This window comes from Mesorhizobium sp. ArgA1, assembly GCF_053714375.1.
The window spans coordinates 1-23,397 of sequence record NZ_JBSKBQ010000034.1 but is presented as its reverse complement, the minus strand read 5'-3'; the positions used below and the strand labels follow the sequence as shown (position 1 = coordinate 23,397).

17 protein-coding genes and 3 pseudogenes are annotated in these 23,397 nt (G+C 56.9%); 14 read left to right on the top strand and 6 right to left on the bottom strand.

Features of this window, described 5'->3' with window-relative positions:
- Nucleotides 1–224: 224 nt before the first annotated feature.
- From ACWGTI_RS30725 to ACWGTI_RS30715, 3 genes are all read right to left on the bottom strand, one after another.
- Nucleotides 225–1,547 carry a CapA family protein gene (locus ACWGTI_RS30725; protein ID WP_454590463.1) on the bottom strand — a complete coding sequence of 441 codons (1,323 nt, stop codon included), beginning with the start codon at nt 1,545–1,547 and terminating at the stop codon, nt 225–227.
- 109 nt (nt 1,548–1,656) lie between these two features.
- Nucleotides 1,657–2,373 (bottom strand): GNAT family N-acetyltransferase, encoded by a 717-nt coding sequence (locus tag ACWGTI_RS30720; RefSeq protein ID WP_454590461.1) that lies wholly within the window; start codon nt 2,371–2,373, stop codon nt 1,657–1,659.
- Between the two features lie 418 nt (nt 2,374–2,791).
- A complete protein-coding gene (locus tag ACWGTI_RS30715) occupies nt 2,792–4,033 on the bottom strand; it encodes an ATP-grasp domain-containing protein (RefSeq protein ID WP_454590460.1) in 1,242 nt (413 codons plus the stop codon).
- A gap of 707 nt (nt 4,034–4,740) precedes the next feature.
- Between ACWGTI_RS30715 and ectB the strand changes: the two genes are divergently transcribed.
- The 9 genes from ectB (at nt 4,741) to ACWGTI_RS30670 (ending at nt 14,657) form a co-directional block, all read left to right on the top strand.
- Entirely contained in the window at nt 4,741–6,048 is a 1,308-nt protein-coding gene (gene ectB, locus ACWGTI_RS30710) for a diaminobutyrate--2-oxoglutarate transaminase (protein ID WP_454590459.1), read from the top strand.
- Between the two features lie 196 nt (nt 6,049–6,244).
- On the top strand, nt 6,245–6,664 hold the full coding sequence (locus ACWGTI_RS30705) for an SET domain-containing protein-lysine N-methyltransferase (protein WP_454590458.1): 420 nt from the start codon (nt 6,245–6,247) through the stop codon (nt 6,662–6,664).
- A 50-nt stretch (nt 6,665–6,714) separates the two neighbouring features.
- Nucleotides 6,715–7,428, top strand: a complete 714-nt coding sequence (locus ACWGTI_RS30700) for a hypothetical protein (RefSeq protein ID WP_454590457.1) — start codon at nt 6,715–6,717, stop codon at nt 7,426–7,428.
- Nucleotides 7,429–8,434: 1,006 nt separating this feature from the next.
- Complete coding sequence (locus ACWGTI_RS30695; RefSeq protein ID WP_454590456.1) at nt 8,435–9,406, top strand: quaternary amine ABC transporter ATP-binding protein; 972 nt, start codon at nt 8,435–8,437, stop codon at nt 9,404–9,406.
- 1 nt (nt 9,407) lies between these two features.
- Nucleotides 9,408–10,919, top strand: a complete 1,512-nt coding sequence (locus ACWGTI_RS30690) for an ABC transporter permease (protein ID WP_454590455.1) — start codon at nt 9,408–9,410, stop codon at nt 10,917–10,919.
- A complete protein-coding gene (locus ACWGTI_RS30685; protein ID WP_454590454.1) occupies nt 10,916–11,881 on the top strand; it encodes a glycine betaine ABC transporter substrate-binding protein in 966 nt (321 codons plus the stop codon). The genes ACWGTI_RS30690 and ACWGTI_RS30685 overlap by 4 nt, the downstream gene beginning before the upstream one ends.
- Nucleotides 11,882–11,910: 29 nt before the next feature.
- The gene (locus ACWGTI_RS30680; RefSeq protein ID WP_454590453.1) at nt 11,911–13,092 is read left to right on the top strand and encodes a M24 family metallopeptidase; all 1,182 of its coding nucleotides are present in this window, start codon (nt 11,911–11,913) and stop codon (nt 13,090–13,092) included.
- A gap of 206 nt (nt 13,093–13,298) precedes the next feature.
- Nucleotides 13,299–13,769 (top strand): Lrp/AsnC family transcriptional regulator, encoded by a 471-nt coding sequence (locus ACWGTI_RS30675; RefSeq protein ID WP_454590452.1) that lies wholly within the window; start codon nt 13,299–13,301, stop codon nt 13,767–13,769.
- A 129-nt stretch (nt 13,770–13,898) separates the two neighbouring features.
- Nucleotides 13,899–14,657: a maleate cis-trans isomerase family protein gene (locus tag ACWGTI_RS30670; protein WP_454590451.1), complete on the top strand. Its 759-nt coding sequence runs from the start codon at nt 13,899–13,901 to the stop codon at nt 14,655–14,657.
- Between the two features lie 41 nt (nt 14,658–14,698).
- Here ACWGTI_RS30670 and ACWGTI_RS30665 read toward each other — a convergent pair whose 3' ends face one another.
- Nucleotides 14,699–14,920 carry a cupin domain-containing protein gene (locus tag ACWGTI_RS30665; protein WP_454590462.1) on the bottom strand — a complete coding sequence of 74 codons (222 nt, stop codon included), beginning with the start codon at nt 14,918–14,920 and terminating at the stop codon, nt 14,699–14,701.
- A gap of 544 nt (nt 14,921–15,464) precedes the next feature.
- On the opposite strand from ACWGTI_RS30665, the gene ACWGTI_RS30660 reads away from it, so the two are divergent.
- The 4 genes and pseudogenes from ACWGTI_RS30660 to ACWGTI_RS30645 all read left to right on the top strand — a co-directional run bounded on the left by ACWGTI_RS30660 (nt 15,465) and on the right by ACWGTI_RS30645 (nt 21,353).
- Entirely contained in the window at nt 15,465–17,939 is a 2,475-nt protein-coding gene (locus ACWGTI_RS30660) for a GcvT family protein (RefSeq protein WP_454590450.1), read from the top strand.
- 28 nt (nt 17,940–17,967) lie between these two features.
- Nucleotides 17,968–19,044 (top strand): GlxA family transcriptional regulator, encoded by a 1,077-nt coding sequence (locus ACWGTI_RS30655; RefSeq protein WP_454590449.1) that lies wholly within the window; start codon nt 17,968–17,970, stop codon nt 19,042–19,044.
- A gap of 185 nt (nt 19,045–19,229) precedes the next feature.
- The gene (locus ACWGTI_RS30650; protein ID WP_454590448.1) at nt 19,230–19,721 is read left to right on the top strand and encodes an Lrp/AsnC family transcriptional regulator; all 492 of its coding nucleotides are present in this window, start codon (nt 19,230–19,232) and stop codon (nt 19,719–19,721) included.
- Between the two features lie 157 nt (nt 19,722–19,878).
- Nucleotides 19,879–21,353, top strand: a pseudogene (locus ACWGTI_RS30645) (NAD-dependent succinate-semialdehyde dehydrogenase).
- Between the two features lie 266 nt (nt 21,354–21,619).
- Here ACWGTI_RS30645 and ACWGTI_RS30640 read toward each other — a convergent pair.
- Complete coding sequence (locus ACWGTI_RS30640) at nt 21,620–22,801, bottom strand: M20 family metallopeptidase (protein WP_454590447.1); 1,182 nt, start codon at nt 22,799–22,801, stop codon at nt 21,620–21,622.
- A 249-nt stretch (nt 22,802–23,050) separates the two neighbouring features.
- Here ACWGTI_RS30640 and ACWGTI_RS30635 point away from each other — a divergent pair.
- A pseudogene (locus tag ACWGTI_RS30635) lies at nt 23,051–23,161 on the top strand (pyridoxal-phosphate dependent enzyme); the annotation flags it as partial.
- 31 nt (nt 23,162–23,192) lie between these two features.
- On the opposite strand, the pseudogene ACWGTI_RS30630 reads toward ACWGTI_RS30635, so the two are convergent.
- Nucleotides 23,193–23,397, bottom strand: a pseudogene (locus ACWGTI_RS30630) (hypothetical protein); the annotation flags it as partial.

The following is a 23,397-nucleotide window of genomic DNA, read 5'->3' as shown; positions in this document are numbered from 1 at the left end:
GGTGTCCACCTATTTTGGTGGACACCTCATGCATCAGGCCACGCAACAGCAAAAGGTGCAGGGAAATTCGCGCTTACAGATGGGGTGCTCGTACCGGTTACAGTTAATCCGGCTACCGGTCCCGGCGTCCGCCTGAGACAGAGCTGCGCGGCAGGGTGCGTGACCTCGCCAACGAGCGCCGACGCTTTATCATGACCACGGCGCCCGTCTGCTAGGGCCTCGCGTTAGGAGCCTTTCACCTCGACGAGGCCCACATCACCCTGGATAACGATGTCCGTTCCAAACGGCTCCGAGAACCTTTGCAGGCGTTGAAGGATCGCCCTCGCTTGTGCCGAGGACGCAAGCATTGGAACGCCGCGTCGCGCCAGTCGACTGGAATGCCTAAGCTCCACAGGGAAGAGGCGGAGCTCGGCCAGCCTGTTCCCTTCAAATCTGCTTGCTGTGATGACGCTCTCGTAGAAGATCGGATCGGAAAACCCAGGCGCCGTGTCGTAGCCATGTGCCATCTCTGAGACCGTCACTTCGGCATCGGTGTCGACTCTCGGATCTTTTCCGTAGGTTTCGAACATATCGATGCCCATCGGAGTGCGGAGATCATCGATTATGAAGTTGGCGAGGCTGTAGAAGATGGGACGGCCTCTATATATCTCGATGCCGCGCAATTGGTGGGGGCCGTGGGCTACGTATGCGTCTGCGCCTATGTCGATGGCAGCTCGCGCAAACGCCTGTTCGTAGTCTGCGGGCTCCTGGCTCCAGTTGCCTGGCTCATGCCCATGGTTCGCGAGAACACAGAAATCGGAATACTGCTTTCCGCGGCGCACGCTCCGGAAGATGTTCGCCAAATCCTTCGGGTTGGGTTCGTAACTGAACCCCGGCTTGCTTCCGGCCCTGAAAGTGATCTCGGCGATGATGGCTTTTGTCGGATCTTTCTGGGGGAGCTTGTAGTCAGGAAGCGCGTCCCGGATGCACTTTAAGTCCTCGAGCATCTCCGGCGTAACGATGACGTTCCGCGTCAGGCGCAGAGCGTTGACGCCTGGTCTGCCGGGCGCATCCGCAGCGGCGTCGGCGGCCCTGGATTGCGGGGTGAAGGTCGTCGCACAGGACACGAGGGCCACTCGGCCTCGGGAGGTCTCAAGGAAGCGAGCGGCGCTAGCCTGGGACAGATTCTCTCCCGCCCCGGCATGAACAATGTCGTTCTCGTCGAGTGCATCGCACGTCGCCCGCATTCCTTCCACACCCCAGTCAAACGTGTGGTTGTTCGCAAAGCTGACGATGTTGAACCCCATCGCTTTGAGATCGGCAGCGAGAGAGGGGAGGCTTGCGTGGTAGGCTCCTCCAAACTCAGCCTGTGGGCTCCCCTTAAATGACCGGCTGTCGAAGATGCTGGTTTCCATGTTCCCCAGAGTCACGTCGCCGCCCCTCAGCATTTCAACGATTCGGTCGAAGCCTTCATGACTACCCTTCGTCAACGGGCGGGAGACGATGAGATCGCCTACCGCCACCATGGTGAACCCATCCTTGACACTCGTTGCGACAGATCCGGACATATCGTACCCGGCGCCATCCGTTTCCACGCTTTCCTCGTTAAGTGGCCGTAAGGTCACGGTGTCTCCTTGTTGATTGTGTCACCTCGGGATGCCCAAGATCACTTCGTGTTTAGCGGGGCTGGATTAGCGCGGTCAGGATGTAAGCACGCTCAGTGCAGTCAAAACCACTTATCCGATAGCCGTTTGAAAAGGCGCCTCGAAGATTGTCACGAAGCGCAAGCGTTGCGGCCAACATCATTCTCCTGTCAGGTGGTATCAACTCTTCCGCATTGCGAGGGAGGCGAATGCGCAGGCAGTCCTCTACCTCTTCACTCACGAAGCGACGCTCCGATTTCGCCTCGACGATGCCGTCATCAAGAGGCCAGTCGACCAGTAGACGATCAGATGGTAATTCTTCATCGATCCCGCCGTAATAATTGACCAAGTATGTCCTCGATCCGGCTCCTAGCCGGTCGATATAGAGGGCGGCATTGACTGCCTCCATTGGGTCGAAAGTCCAGCGCACTTTCCGGAAGCCGCGAGTTAGGCACCACCGCCGCTCATACCATTTGAGCGCTGCACCAATGCCGCGTCCACGCATTTCAGGCAGCACCGCCAGCGCGTGGCAATATAGCACGCCCGGCGTTGCGCTAGGAAAGCCGAAGGCAAAGCCGACCAGCCTGCCCTCGACAAAGGCACCCGCCGCGAGTCCGCCTTCTGCCTGAACGACCATCATCAGATCGCTGGGCGCACTGGCGTTTACCCAGACAGCCCGCTGCAGGGCCTCGGCAGCAACAAACTCTTCCGTGCCGTATAAATCTCGATATTCGCTCATCTCAAAAGCCATCGAAAGTGATCGTATATTATAGCGTCGCGCCCGGACCCTAAAGCACCAAATGGGTCGAGTGCTCAGATAGGAAACTACGGCAACGAACGACGATCATAGCCAACTACTGGTTTGTGTGCGGCGTCGAATTTGGCTCTTGAGCGATGCCATGCCGCGTATAGTGGCGCTTTTGCGCCGAAATTCATCACCTACCATGGCACGTCGATTGCTGAGGTGAGCTTTTGATGGCCGAGGTGTGGGTTTCTCGCCGTTCGGTTCAACCGCGTTGAGGTGTGGCGGAATGACGATGGCAGCGTCGGCGCGTGGCTCGCTGCCAGGGATCCTCTTACCCGGAGATCATCGCTCGCGCCGCTTTGCTGGTGCCGTTCGGGAGGAAATGCCTATGCGCTCGGCCACCAAGGCCTGGAAGCGTCCGTTCTCAACCAGCGTGTGTCGCCAAGGCTGAAAATGGTACGATTGACCAATCGATTGAGTCGATCGCACGCTCAAGCATCGCCTCGGTCTCAGTAAGACTAGGCGAAGCAGCTATTACATGCCCGATACAGTCTCGATAATCGCCTTTCCTGACGATTGGCGTCTTGGGTTTAACATACAGCTTAACTTCGGCGACACCTGATGCAGCAGCCGCCAGACTGTCGCCATCGATCCAATCGAGGGTGCCGTCGCCATCAGCAATCAGGAACCGCGCGGCCGCAGTGTCCGATTGCTTTCTGCGCAAATCCCATTCCTCGCCGATCACAAGCTTGATGTGCTCGCTGATGAGATCGACACCGTAAGCCAGCTGAACCAATTGAGGGGTGGGCGTTCCAGCAAGACGCGGATTGACTTCAATGACGACCGGGCCAAGCTTCGTCCACCGGAGTTCAATGTTCGCTGGCCCCCAGCCAAGGCCGAGAGCTCGCACACAATTTAGTGAAACATCGGCAATACGCTCATGCTCGTCATCAGTCAGCGGGGCTGGATAGGCGAACTGATGATACACGAAATGCGGTGGGCGGCCGAAATCGCCGGTCCCAATCGCAACGATCTCACTTCCCATAATATCGACGGTATAATAAGGACCTTGTACGAATTCTTCGACGAGTATCCTCGGCGAACCCCGCCATTCGTGCTTCCTCGTCAATAGATAGGTTGCTTGTTCGGTTAACTCGTCGACATTGCGGCACAACCGAACACCGCTGCTGCCGCTTCCTTCGGCTGGCTTTACAATTACCGGCAGGCCAATCTCCGCGGCAATGCTTGCTACCTCCTCCGCATTCTTGGCCAGACGATAAGCAGGTATCGGAACACCGACCGTCGCGAGGAGCTCGCGTTGGGCGAATTTGTCGCAGCATCGTTCGATGGCCGTGGGGTTTGGTCCTGGTAGGTCGAAACGGGCGCAGAGCTTGCCAATTGTCGCGTAGAGGGCTTCGTTGGGAGGGCCGGTAATGCCAGCAACGTCATAGCTTCCACACAGCCGGGAACATTCGCGGATCAGCGCATCGAGATTGTCTGTATCGACGCGGACAGCCTCGATGCCTTCGGCAGCAAAATAGTCGTACTGAGTTGGATCAGCCGATAGGGTAATTGGATGAAGACCAAGGCGATGAGCTGCGTGGATGTAAAGCAGACCGGTACCCCTACTATTTCCCTCAAGCAGGACGAGCGCTCTTTTTGCCATGGCTATTAACTCCGACGTTGCTTGCTCTGCGGCGATACAGCCTTAACCTTTAGGCCAAGCTGACCTCTGATTTGCGGCGAAGGTATCACTGTCAGCGCGTTACGTTCGCAAAGATTTGTAAATTCATTTGAAGGATGTGTTGCCGTCCATCGGCGGTGAACTGTCCGATTTGACCTGCTGTCCCCGTGTAAATCGTTGTCGTCATTCCTGGAAAACGCAAGCAATCGACACCTACTGTCGGGTCTGTCGAATCCCCGACACATTGTTTTCGGCTTGGCTCCTTGCTGCACTCCCGAGCAAGTCATTGAACAAAAATCGGAAAAGAGTTTCGGAGGCTCTCTCAACGCAATTGGCATGACTTTTGAGGAGTCTTCCTCATGAAACGCAACGCGAGGCGGCACTGGCTTTGCCTGGGGGATTCGAATGGTCAGGACGGCTTGTTCTCGTTGCTTCGCGGCGTCCAGTTGCCGCGAGTGACATTCCGAAGTCCCGTGACGCTCAGCAGCAAGACGTCGAGGATGTTCTTCGCAGATGCGGCCCGGGAGCTGCCCGCGGCAATGCGGGAGCCAGTGCTGCGACCGCGATGTCCGGTATGGGATAGCGTGACAGGGAGTACACGATAGCCATGCCGCCCCCTCAGGCGCTCGACCAGCTCTGCGGTGTGCCGTGCCAGGCCGCCTGCGAATACCTAAAACAAGGAGGCTATGATGAATGACCGAAGTCCACCAGATGGCGCTGACGAACTTGCGGTTTTCCGCCATCTTGAGTCAGAAGTGTGCAGCTATGCACGCAGCTTTCCCGTCGTTTTCGCAAGGGCGCGCGGGGCTCAGCTGTTTGCTCGAGATGGGACAGCCTATCTCGATTTTCTCATGGGCTGCTCAAGTCTAAACTATGGGCACAATCCTCCCGAGCTGAAGTCAGCGCTCGCAGACTACATTGCGAGTGACGGCATCACCCATGGCCTCGACCTTTATAACGAGGCTAAGGAGTCTTTCCTACGAGAATTCCACGAGACGATTCTCAAGCCCCGACAACTAGACTACGTCGTACAGTTTCCCGGCCCGACCGGCGCCAACGCGGTCGAGGCTGCCCTCAAGCTTGCGCGCAAGATTACTGGTCGGACCAATATTATAGCCTTCACCAACGGCTTTCATGGCGTGAGCTTAGGCGCTCTCTCCTGCACCGGCAACCGGTACCACCGCGCAGTCGCCGGCCAGTTGCTCGGTGGGGTTACGCGGCTACCATATGATGGCTACCTTGGACCCGCCGTGGACACCGCAGATTACCTTGATCACTTGCTCTCGGATCCCTCCAGCGGCGTGGACGCCCCGGCTGCGGTGATTGTCGAGACAGTTCAGGGCGAAGGCGGCCTCAATGTCGCCAGCGCGGCCTGGCTGCGCAAACTAGCGGCCGTCACGCAGAGACACGGAGCTTTGCTGATCGCAGACGACATTCAGGCAGGTGTCGGCCGGACCGACGCATTCTTCAGTTTCGAAGCGGCGGGGCTCCGTCCGGACATCGTCACAATGGCCAAATCGATATCGGGCTACGGCATGCCGATGGCCCTGGTCCTTATCGAACGAAAACTCGACAGGTGGGAGCCAGGCGAGCACAACGGAACGTTCCGCGGCAACTGCCCTGCTTTCGTCACCGCGCGTGCAGCCCTAGAGCACTTCTGGCGAACGGAGAACTTTGCAGCGTCGGTTCGGGAAAAAGGCAATCTCCTGAAAACCCGGCTCGATCAGATCGCCCAGAAGTACGACGCGAGTCGAGTATCAGTCAAAGGGCGAGGTATGATGCGAGGTATAGATCTCAAGTCCGGAAAGATTGCCGGGCAGGTCATCAGCGCCGCCTTCCGGAAGGGACTCATTGTCGAGACCTCTGGTCCCTTTGACGAAATTGTCAAGTGTCTGCCGCCTCTTGTCGTTGAGGAGGATCAGCTTAGCCAAGGGCTCGACATCCTCGAAGACGCGGTCGACAGCGTGATTGGCAGCACAACGAGCACGGCGGGTTGAGAGGTGAAGCATGATCGTCAGGGACGTCAACGAGAAGAAATTGACAGCCTTGCGAATCGAGACGAGGAGGCCGGCAAAGCGTGCAGTTGCTCCTCAAGGAGCCGCCCATGCGTTTAACGAATGCAATATGTCGAACAACCCTAGATGCCATCTAAGCAGCAAACAACGCTACTACATGTACTAAAGGGATAAGCCGATGGCCAGAACAGTCGTTGACCGACACGGCGCCGTGTACGTAAAGAATGTTCCTCGAAAAGGACGCGGCGTATTTGCGAATGTTCCATTTAAAGCTAACGAGGTAATAGAACGATCTACCACGTGGGGGTTTAGCCGGTCAGAGGAAACGCTATTACGACGTACAGGGTTATTTGAGTACTACTTTGTTAGACCGGAAACAAATACGATTAATCACCTCATAGCAGGATACGTTGTATTCGGCACCATCTCAATAGTGAATCACTCATTCACCCCTAATGCAGAAATCGTATGGGATGATGACGAGACTGGAGCTTGGATATCTATCATAGCGTTGAAAGACATCGATATCGATGAGGAAATCACCCATTTCTATGCAAATATAAACGAGTATGCAAATTCAAACGAGTTTGTTACATAGCCTTCTTTTAGCGGACTTTTCAGTTCAAGGTTACTAATCGAGGTAATCAAATGCGAAATGAGATTACCGTTAAAGAGCTAGCAATGCGCATATTGGCCGTAGATGACCTAGTGCGAAAATTCGGTCTTCAAATTGCGATAGGTAATAATTTTGAGGAGTATGTCAGAAACACCGGAATACTTCCTGGAAAGCCGCCGATCACTCCTCACTTCCGACCGGACTGTTCTGATCTGCTACCTGAAAAGGCGTTTTGGATCATCGGTCGAGATCAGGAAGGACGGATAGCGCATGTCCAAGCAATGCGCTTAGATGATCTATCCCACACCAGCCTTTCTGAGCATCTTGTGTCACTCAAAGCCAGCTTCGCGGCCCCTGACCTCAAAGCCGGTCCCGGTTCCTCATGCAGCTGCTCCGCGCCGACTGCTCGCACCTTAAAGGGGCTGGTAGCGTATCATGGCGACGTGTGGTTACGCGAGGACTTTCGCGGTCGCGGCCTTGCGAGCTTTGTTGGTCGCCTCGCATTTGGACTAGCATGGGCTAAATGGTCTCCAGATTTAATTTACGCCCTAGTTGCTGGCTGGAATATCGAAAAGGGTGTAGTCGACCGCTACGGATATCAGCATCGTGAGTACGGCTCTGTTCTGCATTTGCCTGCTCTAGGAATTAGTCACGACGACTGGCTGGTTTGGATAACTCGGGATGAACTGTCGAAAATACTTTCGAGTACGTTCACATTGCGGACGCGCCGAGAGTCCGTTTCTTGAAATCAGGAGGCATTCCGGCCGAGGGGTTTTTCGCCCATGGTGACCAGGACCATGGCGGCGAGATGTCTTTTTTCGTGGGCGAGTTAGGCCAGCCACAGGATTTGCGCCTTCGATGGCTGGGCTGCGAGCGCGCCGATGGGAGGCGCACATGTTCCGGCGCTCGACGTCCTGTCCCGCGCGTCGCGTGCCTCCAGCATCTGCTCCAAGCGACGATGCGGGCGACCAGAGAGATCGGGCCAGGCCCGTTACACTTTGGTCCGTAGGCCTTTCGGATCGAAGAACGCCTGAAGTGCAGCATCCGCCTCGAACATTTCGCCCGCAATTTCGATGGTCTAGCTTCCCGCCTCCGGTCGCCGCCTGCCCGGTCATCAGGCGTCTGGCGGACTTGTCCCAGGATGACGAAACGGTCCTGGTTTCGACGACACTTACGTCGATCAGTCGCGACTGACACCGGCGGTGTGCTTTTGGAATAGCCTCACAAGCTCAGCCGCGATGTCGCTCGCTTCCGCAAATTCCGGGTAGATGTCGGCTTCGCGGCACAGCCTGAGCCAACAGCCTATAAAAAATGATGGTCAAAGGAGCTCGGTCCGGAATCCGGCCAAGCTCGAAGGCGCTATGACGTGAACTGGCCATTGCACGTTCATGCCACTCGCCGGCGAACTCGCGGGGCGGGGGGCGCATGGATACCTTTCGCTTGAGCGAGACTTCCGAGACAGGAGGCGTGATGCGATTTAGCGCGTCAAACACGGTGCTGGCGCGGCGTTGCGGCACAAATCCGCCTAAAGACGCGGGGAGTCGCTCGGCTGCGCCAATATACTTCAACGCAATAAGGGGAACAAAGGCGACTATGAACACAATCGCTGACGCTAAACTCAGCAGATCAGCCCTCCTGCCGTCAGACCAGCGAGGGCGGCCGGCCGGTGACAATCAGATCGTCGCTGAACGCGACGAGGTTGTATCTTGTTCTAATGTCTGGAAGATTTTCGGCACCAGGTCGCGAGAAGCCATGGCAGCCATCCATGCTGAAGGTTTGAGCAAGGACGAGGTCCTTGCGCGCTTCGGATGCGTGGTAGCGGTCAAAGATGTCAGCTTTTCCATCAGGAGAGGCGAAATCCTCGCAATCATGGGACTTTCCGGCAGTGGCAAGTCTACTCTTGTCCGCCATGTGAACCGGCTTATTGATGCCACAAGCGGAGTCATCCGCCTCAATGGCGTCGATATCTCCAAGGTTACGAGCGCCCAACTTCGGTCGATCCGGTCGAAGGAAGTTGGCATGGTTTTCCAGGATTTTGCCCTTCTTCCACATTGGACAGTCCGGGACAACGTGGCCTTCGGGCTGGAGCTGCAGGGCGTAACCAAACTTGAGCGCTGGGCCAAGGCGCAGGCCGCGATTGAGAGAATGGACCTCAAGGGCTGGGAGGACCGTGTACCATCGGAGCTTTCCGGGGGGATGCGGCAGCGTGTGGGTATCGCCCGGGCGTTGGCAGCCGACCCGTCCGTCCTGCTGATGGATGAGCCCTTCGGTGCGCTGGATCCTTTGATCCGCCGGGACCTCCAGGATCAATTCCTTGCGCTTTCCCGGGACCTTGGCAAAACAACCTTGTTCATCACCCACGACCTTGAGGAAGCCTTCCATCTCGGCGATCGCATAGCAATTATGAAGGACGGCGCGATTGTTCAAATAGGAACGGCTGCAGAGATCATTACCTCGCCTGCAGATGCATATGTCGCCGAATTCGTCCGCGGGATCTCACGGGTTCCGATACTAACTGCGCGCCATGTGATGGCCCCGGCGGGTGCTGACCCCCTGCCCTCGGCAGCTGATCTCCCCGTCGCCACGCCTGATACCCCACTAGCTGAACTGATCGCCATAGGTGCCCGAACACGGTTGGACATTATGATTGTGGATCAATCCGGCCGTGCGGTCGGCAAAGTGACTATTGAAACGATGCTGTCGTCGATGAAGGAGGTCCGCTGACATGACAAGGTCATACACGAATCAGGACTGGTCAAGTTCAATAGCTGAATTCACGGGGCCTAATAGTGTCTATTATCAAGGAAAATTCAGCGATATTTTCAAAGGCGGCCGGGCCGGACTCCGTCCCAATCTTGCCGCTGGCTTAGTTGGCCCATTGTGGGCTGCCTCGCGCGGTTTGTTTGGAGCATTCCTTCTTATCGGGTTAGTCGAGATCGCCCTGGTAACTGGCATCGTGTTTCTAAGCACCGGCGGTCTCACGGACGAAAACGTCGCGCGCGCCGTTTCGCTCGAAAAACTGGCCGAAACGCGCCTCACCCAAGCGAATGAAGAACGTCAAAAGGGCAACGAAGCCTCGGCTAACCAGATGCTGGAGCTATCCAAATCTCTTGGTCAGTCGGCGTCAAAAGAACGAGCCGCTGCCAATGACAGGGCTCGGGCTGCGACGACGCTTATCGCGCTAACTGCGGCAGCTCTGCTTGGTTTGCGAGCAATTCTCGCCATTGTAGGCGACAGGCTTTACTCGCGCCAGTATATGCGGTGGCGGCGACACCGGGTGACGCCGTCAGGACGCAGTTACCTGCGTGTCCTTGTCTGCGCGGTGTTGCTCGCCATCATCTATGTCGTCGCGTTTTTTGGCGCCAGTACGCCGCAGCTCGCCGGCATGCTGGCCATTCAGTCAAACTCTTCGATTGTGGCGGGTGTCACGGCGACGGTCCTTGACCAATTTTTCGCTACTCTGACGCAATCGGGGCGGTCGGTCTTTGACGCAATTACCGGGAGCATCTCGACACTGGTCGCGCTAGTGGAGAGCCTGCTTCAGGGTCTTCCTTGGATTTGCACAGTCCTCGTCGCAGTCTTTGCCGCATGGCTGCTTTCGGGAAGTGGGACTGCAGCGTTTACCGGGGCAGGATTGGTTTACCTGGCACTTTTCGGATTTTGGCAGAAAAGCATGGTCACAATCGCGCTATTGGGGACAGCCGCGTTGTTGGCGCTAAGCATCGGCATTCCCTTGGGGATCCTTTGCGGCAAAAGCCCCCGAGCCTACCGCCTATTCCGGCCTATCCTCGATCTAATGCAGACAATGCCGGCGTTCATCTATCTCGTGCCGATCATCGCATTCTTCGGCATCGGCAAAACGCCGGGCGTCTTGGCAACGATAATTTTCGGTATGCCCCCGGTAGCACGCCTCACCGCACTGGGCCTTCAACAAATACCGATAAGCACTCGGGAAGCTGCGGTCGCGTTCGGCGCGACCCCCTGGCAGAGTCTTATGAAGGTCGAGCTACCGCTCGCCATGCCTTCCATCATGGCAGGGGTCAACCAGACGATCCTGATGTGCTTGTCGATGGTGGTGATTGCTTCACTCATCGGGGCCGGAGGTCTCGGTGAGGATGTTCTTCAGGCACTTCAGTACGCATCCGTCGGACAAGGTTTCTTGGTGGGGGCGGCAGTGCTGATCTGCGCCATCATCCTGGATCGGCTCATACAGGGGAAAAGGAGTACAAACCAATGAAAATCAAGCTTTCGATACTTGCACTCGCAGTCGCAATGGGGTTTTCCGCACCGGCTTCGGCCCAAGAGAAAATCAAGATCGGATCCTCCAATTGGCCGTCTCTTCAGGCCATGTCGAGTGTCCTGAAAGAGATTTCAGAGAAATACTTCGGTGCTTCCGCCGAAGTGGTCAACAGCACGCTGCCAATTATCCTGGCCTCGATGGATAAAGGTGAAATTGACATTCTACCAGAAATCTGGTCGCCAAACCATGACAGCCTAATCAATGCCTACGTCAAAGAAAAGCAGACTGTCAAACTGGGCAGTTTGACTTTCCAGACGCTTTCCGGGATGTGCACCACCCGCCATACGCAAGAGAAATTCGGCGTGAAGTCGATCTATGATCTTTCACGTCCCGAGATCGCTGACGTTTTCAAAACGGCGGCAGGCGGCAAACCAAAACTTTGGGTCGGCCCTGCGGGCTGGAGCTCGTCAAAGACCGAGCTGATCCGTGCTCGAGACTACGGATATGCCGACCTTTTTGAGCTGACGACCGTCGAGGAAAGCCTTGCTGTTGTAGACCTGGACGAGGCGATACGAGCTGACACGCCGTGGGTCGGGATCTGCTACACTCCCCACCCAACCTTCTCTCGCAAGGAAGTGGTGATGCTCGACGAACCGCCGCATGACCCGGCGAAGTGGAAGGTTGTTCAGCCCGATCAGAACCCGAACTGGCTTGCGATGTCATCGGTCACGACCGCCTGGGCTCCGATCTCAGTCAACATCGCCTACGCCAAGGAACTGGAAGCGAAGGATCCGAAACTGGTCGCACTCCTCAACAACATCACGGTTGATCCGGCTGAAATCGCCCAATGGATTGATGCGGTTGGCACCAAGAAGATCGACCCCGACACCTTCGCGAAGGACTGGGTCGCAAAGAACGACGCAAAAATCCTCGGCTGGATGGCTGGCAAAGCCAAATAAGTTTCAGATTCGAAAAGTAGAGAAGTCACATGTCATATGTAATTCCTTTTGATGCGGACGAGTACGAGGCGCGACTTCGCAAGGTCAAGACGCGGATGGAGGGCGCTGGAATAGACCTTTTGCTCTGTACCGACCCGGCGAACATTAATTACCTAACGGGCCTCGATGCGCTTTCATTCTACGTTCCGCAGGTCCTCCTGGTGCACAGGGACGAAGATGCACCGTTTTGGCTAGGGCGCCTGATGGACACTTCGGCGCTCAGGATCACCACCCGCCTTCCCTCGGAAAACCTGCTCCCTTATCCGGAAACGATGCTGCACCAGCAGCACGTCCATCCGTTCCAGGCACTTTGTGAGCATGTTCAGTCCCGGGGATGGGGCAACCAGACGATTGGCGTTGAAATGGACGTCGACTACTACACCGCCCGTTGTCACCAGACCATTTTGGCGGGCTTGCCCAACGCCAAGGTCGTCGACAACCGTCGTCTCGTAAATTGGGTCCGTCTGGCTAAGTCGTCAGCGGAACTCCGTTATATGCGAGAGGCCGGCAAACTCACGACGGTCGCCATGCAGGAGGCCATCGACAACCTGCTTGCTGGTAAAAAAAGTTATGAGGTGGCAGCCGACATCCTGCGCACGTCAGTCATCGGCATCGACGGCCTCTATGGAGACTCTCCTGCGGCGTTTCCATTTGTGATGGTGGGTGAGAATGCCCATGCCTGCCATCTCTACTGGACCGACCGGGAGATGCCGAAGAACGAAATGGTGGTTCTTGAACTGGCTGGCGTGCGGAAACGTTATCACAGCCCGCTTGCTCGCACGGTCTTACTGGGCAAGCCGTCCGAGGAACAAAGCCGGCTCGCGGATGTCATTATCGAAGGCGTCGATCGGGCGCTCGAGGCCGCCAAGCCAGGTGTAACCTGCGGGGAGGTCGAGAATATCTGGCAAAATATCCTTCGAAAGAACAATCTGTCGAAAGACAGCCGCGTTGGGTATCCAGTCGGGATCGCCTATCCTCCGGATTGGGGTGAGAAAACCGCCAACATCCAAAACGGCGACAAAACTGTTTTGGAACCGGGAATGTGCTTTCACTTCCAGTCAGGCCTTTGGCTGGAAAAGCAGGGCATCGCGCTCTCGGAGACCTTTGCCGTTACAGATAGCGGCGGCGAACGCCTAGCTCAGGTTCCACATCGCCTTTACTCCCGAGATTGAAGGCGTTGGCCACACCGCCGAATGTGGTGCGGAACTTTCAAGGAGGCGGTGGCTCCATTCAATGATCGTTAGGAGGCGGCAATGACCCGTTCTCCGCATCAGATAGACTCTTGCTCAGAAAGGTGTGTTGGAACGTACTGGCGGGCCGCGCCATCACCAGTTAGAAATCGTACGGACCACTTTTCCGGCCTGTCGGGGGGAATCCTTTGGGCACTGAAGACATCGACGATTACGACAGGAAAATACTCAAAATCATTCAGTTGGATGCCGAGCGTCCGGCATCGGCGATCGCCGAAGAGGTGAACTTGTCAGCCTCGGCCGTTCAGCGACGCATTAAGCGTTTAAAGGACATGGGAGTAATAGTCGCGACGGTTGCCGTAGTCGACGCGAAGAAAGTTGGTCGTCCGCTGGTCTTCCTGGCTGCGATCGAGGTTGAGCGAGAACGTAAGGACCTGCTCGGTCAGCTTAAGAAATGGCTGCTCGGGGAAAGCTACGTCCAGCAGGCATTCTATACCACAGGGGCATCCGATCTGACCGTGATTATCACCGCGAAAGATGTCGAGGAGTACGACCATATCACGCAAATGATGGTCGAGATGAATCCGAACATCAAACGTATTAATACGAGCGTCTGCCTGCAGGTCTATAAACGCGGAAGTGTCATTCCCACTGACTGACCACGGCCGATCGCGCCTTTGGCGGCGCTGATGCCGCTTGGCCGCGATTTCATGAGCCGAAACGCCGTCACCCGTCGAGTTTCAAGCCTTATAATAGCTGCGGCGGATTTTTAGGATGGAGCTTTGAAAATGGACGCTCAGACAGCGACGATCGTGTTTTCGCCGAAAACCGCCCCGTCGGCGTTTAATGCACGGATTGGTTTCATTCTTTTGAATTCCGATGAGGTGGGTGAAGGCGCCTTTCAACGCCTGATGCCTGACGATGTCGCTGTCTACACAACTAGAACAGCGTACAGCCATGCGGGTGGCGGATTCACAACGCCAACATCGTTTACAGAGATCGCCAGTTCCCTTCCGCCCAGCGACCGTTTCGACGTGTTGGCGTTTAGTTGCACCAGCGGCACGGTGGCGCTCGGCATACCGACGCTGTTGCGCGAACTCGAGCAGGCCTGTCCAGGTGTCAAATATACGTCTCCCGGAATCGCGATGATTGAAGCTCTGAGGCACGTGGAAGCGAAGCGTGTGGCTTTGCTCACCCCATACGGATTTGACTTCCACCAGAAGTTCTTGCCCTTCCTGGCCGGAGCCGGCATCCATCTCGCGGCGGATGGCGTCTTCGACTGCAAGACCGATGTCGAGATTTGCGAGCTGGACGTCGAGGAAATCCTCAGTGCCGCCAAGGTTCTTGTCAAACAATCAGCTGCTGATGCGCTATTCCTGTCATGCACGGCAATGCCGGTGGTTCCCCATCTTGCACGGTTTGAGCAGGAACTTGGAATTCCGGTAATGTCCAGCACCCAAGCGCTGGCTTGGCACGCCCTGAAGCTCTCAAAATATGCGGCACCAATTTCCGGTTTCGGCCGGTTACTGGACGCAAAACGGGCTTGAGAGCACGCCCTCCTATCCGGCTGCTCGCGGCTTCTCCCAAACTACAAATACGATGCATTGGGTAAAGCAAGGGAAAGCTCTTTCAACGTGTCGACCACGATCCAGAGTCCAGCCGTTCGTGGGTAAAAGAGGATGGCGTCCCCGCTATTTAGCAGTATAGGCTCTCCCCCTTCTGGCACGAAGCTTCCATGTCCGGACAGGATTTGACAGAATTCCAGCCCCGCTGTCGTATAAGGCCACTCACCGGCGCCCCTTTCTCTCATCAAGATGCGCGTGGCGTCAAAAGGCGACATGTATACGAGCTTTTGGCGCGACGAAGCAGTCGTGCTCACCGCCGGGGGCGACGTCGTCAACTCTAGTTCCGCCGGGCATTTTACCAGTACCGGAGCAGCGATAGGTGCGCGCGGAACAGTTGAGGTGTCCAGAAGAATTGGAATCATCATCGGGCCACCTCGACGCCACTGATGCAGCCACTTGTTCGGTGAGACATACCATCGCCTGTCATGATCTCTTCAACGCGAGGACTGTCGAATACACCGCGTACGACCATGATGACCAAGTCGGGCTGTCGGTGAGTCAAAGGCATCTAAAGGCTCCGCGGGTGCAGCGCGTTTCGTCGCCCTGCGTAGCGTCATCTTAACGTTCGGCAACGCCTGATAGCCGCAAACAAGCCTCGGATATCGCCGCAAAACCCTTCAGGCGACAAGAAATACGCGCAATATCGGCACAACGGACCGGCTAATTTCCTCGCAGCAAATACTGAAGGTGCGCGAGTGCAGCCGCTCCTTCATTCAATCGTAGGGTACCATGACACATTTCCCCTTTCTGCGCCCCCGCGCTTTGGCATCCCGTCACCACGAGATTGTTATTTTAGGAGGCGGCATAGCGGGCGCGAGCGTTGCGTATCATCTCGCGAAGCTGGGCAAGAAGGATGTCGCTGTCTTGGAGCGGAACACGCTGACTTCAGGCACTACTTGGCATGCTGCCGGTCTGATTATGCAGACGCGTGGCACACATTCACTAACTGAAATCGCAAAATACAATGCCGAGCTTTATGATGCCCTTGAAGCCGAAACGGGCCAGGCCACCGGATTAAAACGCAACGGCACACTAGGCGTCGCTCGGACAAAGGATCGTCTCCACGAGACCGCCCGCAACGCATCGGTTGCCAAGAGCTTTGGCCTTGAGGCCCACATGATTTCCCCGGCTGAGGCTAAGGCCCTTTATCCCGCAATTGACGATTCAATCATCGAGGGGGCGGTGTTCATCCCCCGGGATGGGCAGACAAACCCGATCGACACTTGCATGGCGCTCGCCGCAGGAGCGAAACAGAACGGGGCCCGCATTTTTGAGAACCAAGAGGTAAAGGACCTTTGGCGGACGCCGGAAGGTCTCTATCAGCTCCAGACCGACCTTGGGATTATCGAGGCGGAAACCTTGGTTCTGGCCTGCGGGCTCTGGACACGGGACCTGGCAGCGAGGTTGGGCGCACGCGTCCCCCTGTACGCGGCCGAGCATTTCTACGTGGTCACCGAACCTATGGACTTCATCCGGCCGACCCTTCCAGTTCTGCGCGATACCGATGGTCACGTGTACCTAAAGGAAGACGCAGGCAAGCTTCTGATAGGCGCCTTCGAGCCTTGGGGCAAGCCTGTCGCGATGGAACGCCTGCCCAAGGAAACTGCCTTTATTGAACTTTGGGAGGATTGGGATCATTTCGAGCTGCCTATGACCAAGGCCATCGAAATCATTCCTGAGCTCTCCAATGCCGGAATCGCGAAGTTTTTCAATGGACCGGAGAGCTTTACGCCTGACCTGCTGTTCATGATCGGCGAAGTCCCGGGACTGAACAATCTATACATTTCGGCCGGCTACAACTCTGAAGGTATCGAGTATGGTGCCGGGGCTGGCAGGGCGTTGGCCGAATGGATTGTCGCCAAATCCCCCCAGATGGACATCAGCTTCGTCGACGTGGCTCGGTTCCACCCCTTCCAGATCAATAAGCGTTACCTGCATGATCGCACAGCCGAGGTGCTCGGCCTGCACTACAAAATGCATTGGCCCAGTCATCAGCGGGAAACCTCGCGCGGGGTCCGCAAGAGCGCCCTCCACGATCGTTGGGCGAAACTCGGCGCGAGCTTTGGTGAGGGCATGGGCTGGGAGCGTCCAATGTGGTTTGCCGGAGAAGGCCAGCCCACAGAGAATGTCTATTCGTATCAGGAACCCAACTGGTTCCAAAACACAGCGGAAGAATGCCGTGCCGCGCGTGCCGATGCGGTGCTGTTCGACCAGAGTTCTTTCGGCAAGCACCTTGTCCAAGGCCGGGATGCCTGCCGCTTTCTCCAATGGCTCTGCGCCGGCAATGTCGACGTTGCAGTTGGCAAGCTGGTCTATACGCACATGCTCAACAAGAAGGGTGGTATCGAAACCGACGTCACCGTCAATCGACTCTCGGAAACTGAATACCTCATCATATCGTCGGCCACCGTCCATCCACGTGACACCGCCTGGATCCGCAAGCATATTACTAGCGACTGGAACGTGACACTGACGGACGTTACCTCGGGCTACGCGGTGCTGTCGTTGCAGGGACCAAAATCCCGCGACATCCTCTCCAAAGTCACTGACACTGACCTTTCGAATGAAGCATTTCCATTCGCCACCAGTCAGGAGATCGACGTCGGCTACGCGCGAGTTATCGCGAACCGGCTGACCTATATCGGAGAACTGGGCTGGGAGCTCCATATCCCTACAGAGATGGCCCAGCACGTTTTTGACATCTTGTGGGAGGCCGGAAGCGAGCACGGGCTAAAACCAGCCGGCTACCACGCGCTAGAGCATCTCCGCTCCGAACGAGCATACCGAGAGTATGAGCTTGACCTCACTCCGGTTGACACGCTGCTTGAGGCCGGACTTGGCTTTACGATTGACTGGTCCAAGCCCTGCGGTTTTCAAGGCAAGGATGCCACAGAGGCCCAGAAGGCGGCCGGTACGCCACGCAAGCGGCTCCTCTCATTCAAGCTGAGGGATCCAAACCCCCTGCTCGTTCGCGAAGAGCTGATCCGATACGATGGTGGCATTGTCGGCTACATCTCCTCTGGGGTGCGGAGTTTTACCTTAGGGTCATCGATAGGGCTAGGCTACGTCAACCACGCTGATGGCGTTAGTCGGGAGTGGATCGACTCGGGAAGCTGGCAGATCGAAATTGCTGGCAAGCTTTACGATGCCGACGTCTCGCTCCAAGCCTTTTTCGATCCCAAAGGCCTCAGGACCAAGGTCTGAAGGTCTCAAGGCTCAGGTAGGCGTAGAGATGCTCACGATGAAGCTAGCAAGGCGTCTGTTCAGTCTTTATCTAGGGCCGGGATTCTCCCTACAGGCTTTCTCTTCCGCAGTAGAGGCCTTAAGGCTTGCCAACGAAGTGCTTGAATCAGAAAGTTACGCTTGGCGAATTGTATCTGACGATGGACGCCCTGTGAGATCGAGTTGCGGCCTTACGATCTCCGTCGATACGTCACTCAACGAGGAACGCGGCCTTCTTGGCAAAATGGGCCTTTTCCCCTCGGTCGCTGTAATTTGTGGTGGCAGCCACCCCTTAGCCGAAAATCGGGCCCTACATGGCTGGTTGCGGGAATGCCGGGCTAGAAAACTGTGTGTGGTTGGAATCGCGAGCGGGGTCTTCAGCATCGCGCAGACCGGTCTGGCGGATGGACGACGATGTGCAGTGCACTGGGAACAGTTCCCTTCGTTCGTGGAACAATTTCCAAGTGTCACTGCGGTTCAATCTGCCTATGAGATCGACGGAGACACGTACTCCTGCTCGGGTGGCGATGCTGCTTTCGACATGTTCGTGCAGTTTGTCATTGAAGATCATGATACCGCTATTGCAAGCCGGGTGTGCGAGAAGGCCGCGGCTATGAGAGTTCGTCAACCTGGAGATCGTCAGAGACTACCTCTTCGTGCAGGTGCCGCAATTCACCATGACGGCCTCTTGAAGATCATCGAGCAGATGGAGAGGACTCTCGACGAGCCAGTAGCGCTCGAAGACATGGCTGCCTTGAGTCGCTTGTCTCGGCGCCAAGTTGAACGCATCTTTTCGAAACAAATCGGACGTTCGCCTGCGCGCTACTATCTTGAGATGAGACTTGAGCGCGCGCACTTGCTGATCCTGAACTCGCAACTCCCAATCGTCGAGATCGCGATGGCCTGTGGTTTCGTCTCGGCCTCGCACTTTTCAAAGGCATATCGAGAGAAATACGAAATGACTCCAAGTGACGCTCGCTCGGAAGCCATCGAACGCCGACGAAGCGGGCCAGCCGCGCGACCTGTTCATTTTGCTCACGGGGGCTATGAAGCCAGCCGCCTCAGTAAACACACCGAAAGTGCCTGATTTTAGAGTGCCGTCCCGTCGGACGTGCACCTTCTATCAGGCATTGTTTGTCATAAGCCGCTGTTGGCCAAATCTTTTGATCGCCAATGGTTTATACTCTCAGACTTGAAGCGGGTCTAACCACCGCATTGCGGCAACCAGACTAGCTTACGATACGCACGCGGCAGTGAGAAAAAGTGGACGCCATGACTGCTGCGAAACTCGACTCGATTGACCTGAAGATCCTCGACGCCATCCAACGTGACGGACGTATCTCCAAGCTGGCGCTGGCCGAGCAGGTCGGGCTGTCGCCGACGCCGTGCTGGATGCGGCTGCGCAAGCTGGAAAAGGCTGGCATCGTCTCCGGTTATCATGCCCGGATCGCCATGCGTGTCGTGGCGCCTGTCGCCACCGTGCTGATGGAAGTGACGCTGGCCAGCCACCGTCAGGCCGATTTCGAACGCTTCGAGCGCGTTGTCCGCGATATCCCCGAGATCGTCGCCTGCTGGTCGGTGGGTGGCGGCGTCGACTATGTGCTGAAGGTGATGGCGCGCGACATCGAGGCCTATCAGCGACTGGTCGACGGCTTGCTGGAGCGCGAGATCGGTATCGACCGCTATTTCACCTACATCGTCACCAAGACGGTGAAGAATGAGACCGTCTTGCCATTGGCCGATTTGCTGCCCGCACGATCGTAAACGGCCCACAGAGATATCCTTCTACGATGACGTACAATATAGAGACTGTCTCTGCGGGTAGGCACCTAAACAGCCCCTCTGTGTGGCCGATGACGAATAGTCTTCCCGTATCAGTCCGACAGTCCGACCCGGGAGGCCTGCGCACTTTGCCCGCACGATCCGCCATGACATGACGCGCTCGACTGCCTCGCCGACCGCCGCCTGCTGCGCGAGCTCGCCTATGTCGATGGCCAGTGGACGGCGAGCGAGGCTGCCGAAGGTTTTGAAGTTTCCGATCCGGCTAGCGGTGCCACTGTCGGCTTCGTCGCCGCGCTCGATGCCGGACAGACAACAAAGGCAATTGACGCCGCCTCGCGCGCCTTTCCGGCGTGGAGGGCTCTGCTGCCGCAGGAGCGTGCCAGAATTCTGCGAAAATGGTTCGAGCTGATCATCGCCGCCAAACAGGATCTAGCGCTGCTGATGACGCTCGAGCAGGGCAAACCGCTGAAGGAGTCGCTCGGCGAAATCGACTACGCCGCGTCCTTCGTCGAGTGGTACGCCGAGGAAGCCAAACGCCTCAACGCCGAAAGCATCACCAGCCATTTGCCTGGCGCCGAGATGATGGTGCGGCGCGAGCCGGTTGGCGTCGTCGGCGTCGTCACGCCATGGAACTTTCCGTCGGCAATGCTGACCCGCAAGGCAGCTGCAGCGCTTGCCGCCGGCTGCACCATCGTCGCGCACCCGTCCTCGGAAACGCCGCTGTCGGCCCTGGCGCTGGCCGAGCTCGGCGAACGTGCCGGCCTGCCAGCCGGCGTGTTCAATATCATCGCCGGCAAGGCCGCCACAATCGTTGGCCGGATGTGCGAGGACCCGCGCGTGCGCGCCATGAGCTTCACCGGTTCGACCGAGATTGGTAGGCTGATCGCGGCGCAGAGTGGGCCGACGATGAAGCGATTGGTCATGGAGCTCGGCGGCCATGCGCCGCTGATCGTCTTCGACGACGCCGATATCGAAAAGGCGGTCACTATTGCGCTCGACGCCAAGTTCGCCACTTCCGGCCAGGATTGCCTAGCTGCCAACCGCATCTTTGTGCAGCGGCCGATCTATGACCGGTTCTGTGCCGCCTTCGCTCGCCGCGTAGAGGCCTTGCGGATCGGCAACGGGCTGGCTGAAGAGACTGACATCGGACCGCTGATGCATGAGCGCGCCATCAGGAAGGTCGAGGAACAGGTCGCCGATGCGCTCGCCCGCGGCGCGCGTTGCCTTGCTGGCGGCAAGCTTCACGCTGCGGGATCTCTGTTCTATCAGCCCACCCTGCTGGTCGATGTTGTCGACGACGCACTGATCATGCGCGAAGAGACTTTCGGTCCGGTGGCCGCAGTGACAAGGTTCGACGACGAGGCGGAGGTGCTGGCCCGTGCCAATGCAACCGAATACGGCCTGGTCGCCTATGTCGTGACCGAGAACGGCGCCCGCCAGCAGCGCATGGGCCGCGCCCTCGACTACGGCATGGTCGCCATCAACCGGGTGAAAATCACCGGCGCGCCGGTCCCGTTCGGCGGCGTCAAGCAATCCGGCATCGGCCGCGAAGGCTCGCGCCACGGGCTGGAAGCCTTCACCGATCTGAAGTACCTTTGCCTGGACGTTGCTTAAGTCCATCCGGTCACCCAAGGGGCAAAGAATGCTCGGCCCGTCCAACGAACTCGCCGCCTGGCACCGCCGTGGCAAGCATCTTGGTGACTAGGACTAGCAGGGGCTTCTACGGCAACGTGTTATCGACGCAGTGGAGGCGTCAGGCCGGTGCCGGAGGAACCATCGTTAATTTTCACCCGCAAAGCGGTCGATTATTCAGCCCGCGGAAAGGGTCCTATAAATGCTAGTGGGGTACCCTGAACTACCGAGTCTTACGGCCGGCCGGATTATTGGCTTAGCAGCAACCTGCAGTATCGTATTGCCAATTCAGTTGTCGGTACGAGCAGATCGTCGGAAGCTCCGAAGGTTGGCGTATGAAGGCCCGTCTCATTACCCGGTTCTTGACTGCCGAACCAAAAGTAAATCGAAGGTACGCAGCTGGAATAATAGCCGAAATCGTCGCTCCCCGACAGGGGCGGTGGTTCAACGAATTTGGTTTTTCCGACTGTTTCAACAACGAGATCCCTGAACAGCGCAACCATGCCTGCGTCATTGATTACGGGTGGATCCCCCAGGTGAGAGGTAAAAGCCACCTCACCGCGATGGGTTGCCGCAATGCCTTGTGCGACCTCGCGAACGCGGCGCACTAGATCGTCACGCCGTACAAGGCTAGCGGTTCGTATCGTTCCTGTCAGCAGAACGGACGGACAAATGATATTGCGAGCCTCACCTCCCCGAATGGTCCCTATGGTAACCACAGCCCCATCCTCACTGGGAAACTCGCGCGAAACTACCTTCTGAACTTCGTTAATGAAGGCCGCCGCAATAGCGATTGCATCCACCCCCTCGTAAGGCATGGCTCCGTGAGCCATTAGCCCATTGAAAACGACGTCAAACTGGTCCGCTGATTTCGTGGCCGCGCCAAGGCGGGCGCCGTAGACTCCCGAGGGAATACTCGGCAATATATGCAGTCCAACCGCTGCATCGAACCCATCAAGAAGCTTTTCCTTTAATACCGTCAGTCCCCCTACCGGTTCCATCTCTTCTGCGGGTTGAAAGAAGACCCGCACCCTACCTGAAAACTCTTCCCTCGTCCGATGGAGAGCAAGCGCAGTTCCGAATGCGATCGAAGTGTGCATGTCGTGGCCACAGGCATGCATGCGGCCGGGCAGCACCGACTGGTAGGACAAATCATCGCGCTGCTCCTGGATGGGAAGCGCATCAATGTCTCCACGCAATGCCACAGAGCGGGAGGAACCGAAGGCTAATCCCTGAATATCGATATAGAGGCCTGTTTCGTGGAATGGCTTGGCGTTGGTAAGTCCAAACACCTCCAGGGCTTGGCGGATTCTGGCCTGCGTCTTCCACTCATGATTTGACAGTTCGGGTTCGCGATGCATCGCATGGCGCAATTCGATGACCGCGTGACGCTCTTCGTTGGACAGAAGAGGTTTGGCAAATGTGCTCATACGATGATCTCGGCGCTAACGGTTCACCCCTATTTTTAGTCGAATGGCGAGCCGCGAGACCGCATGATTAGGGACGCTCACGCGGAATTTGGGCGCCAAAGGCCTTATCCATAGCGAATCTTATCGGTACGGCTCGATATAGTGGGATCTCATATCGAACATCCGGATTTCCACCTTCGCAAAAGTTCCTGAGCGAGCAAAACCAGGTTCTTTGCATCGTAAGGAATATCATAGCCTTGATACAACTATCTGGTCTGCTCCGCAGGACTTTCCAGCAGGTGCGGCGTCGACGTCTTCCTTAAAATGGAGCACCGGCAGAAGACCGGAAGCTTTAAGCTCCGCGGTGCGACAAACGCCATCCATCGACGGGAGCATGAAAAAGCTGGGGGAGTCACGCCGCCATTTTCGCCTTGTTCGGTGAAGACCGCCGTTCCGTGCGCCGGCGCTTGAAATCGTTGTCGAGAGTGCCGTCGAGCAAGCGGGTTCGCAATTGCATGAGCAGATGAACGCCACGCGGCGTCCATTGCATCTGTTGTTTCTTGGCGAAACGCTTGGCGATCACCTGGTTGACCGTTGACTCGACGAAAGCCGTCGAC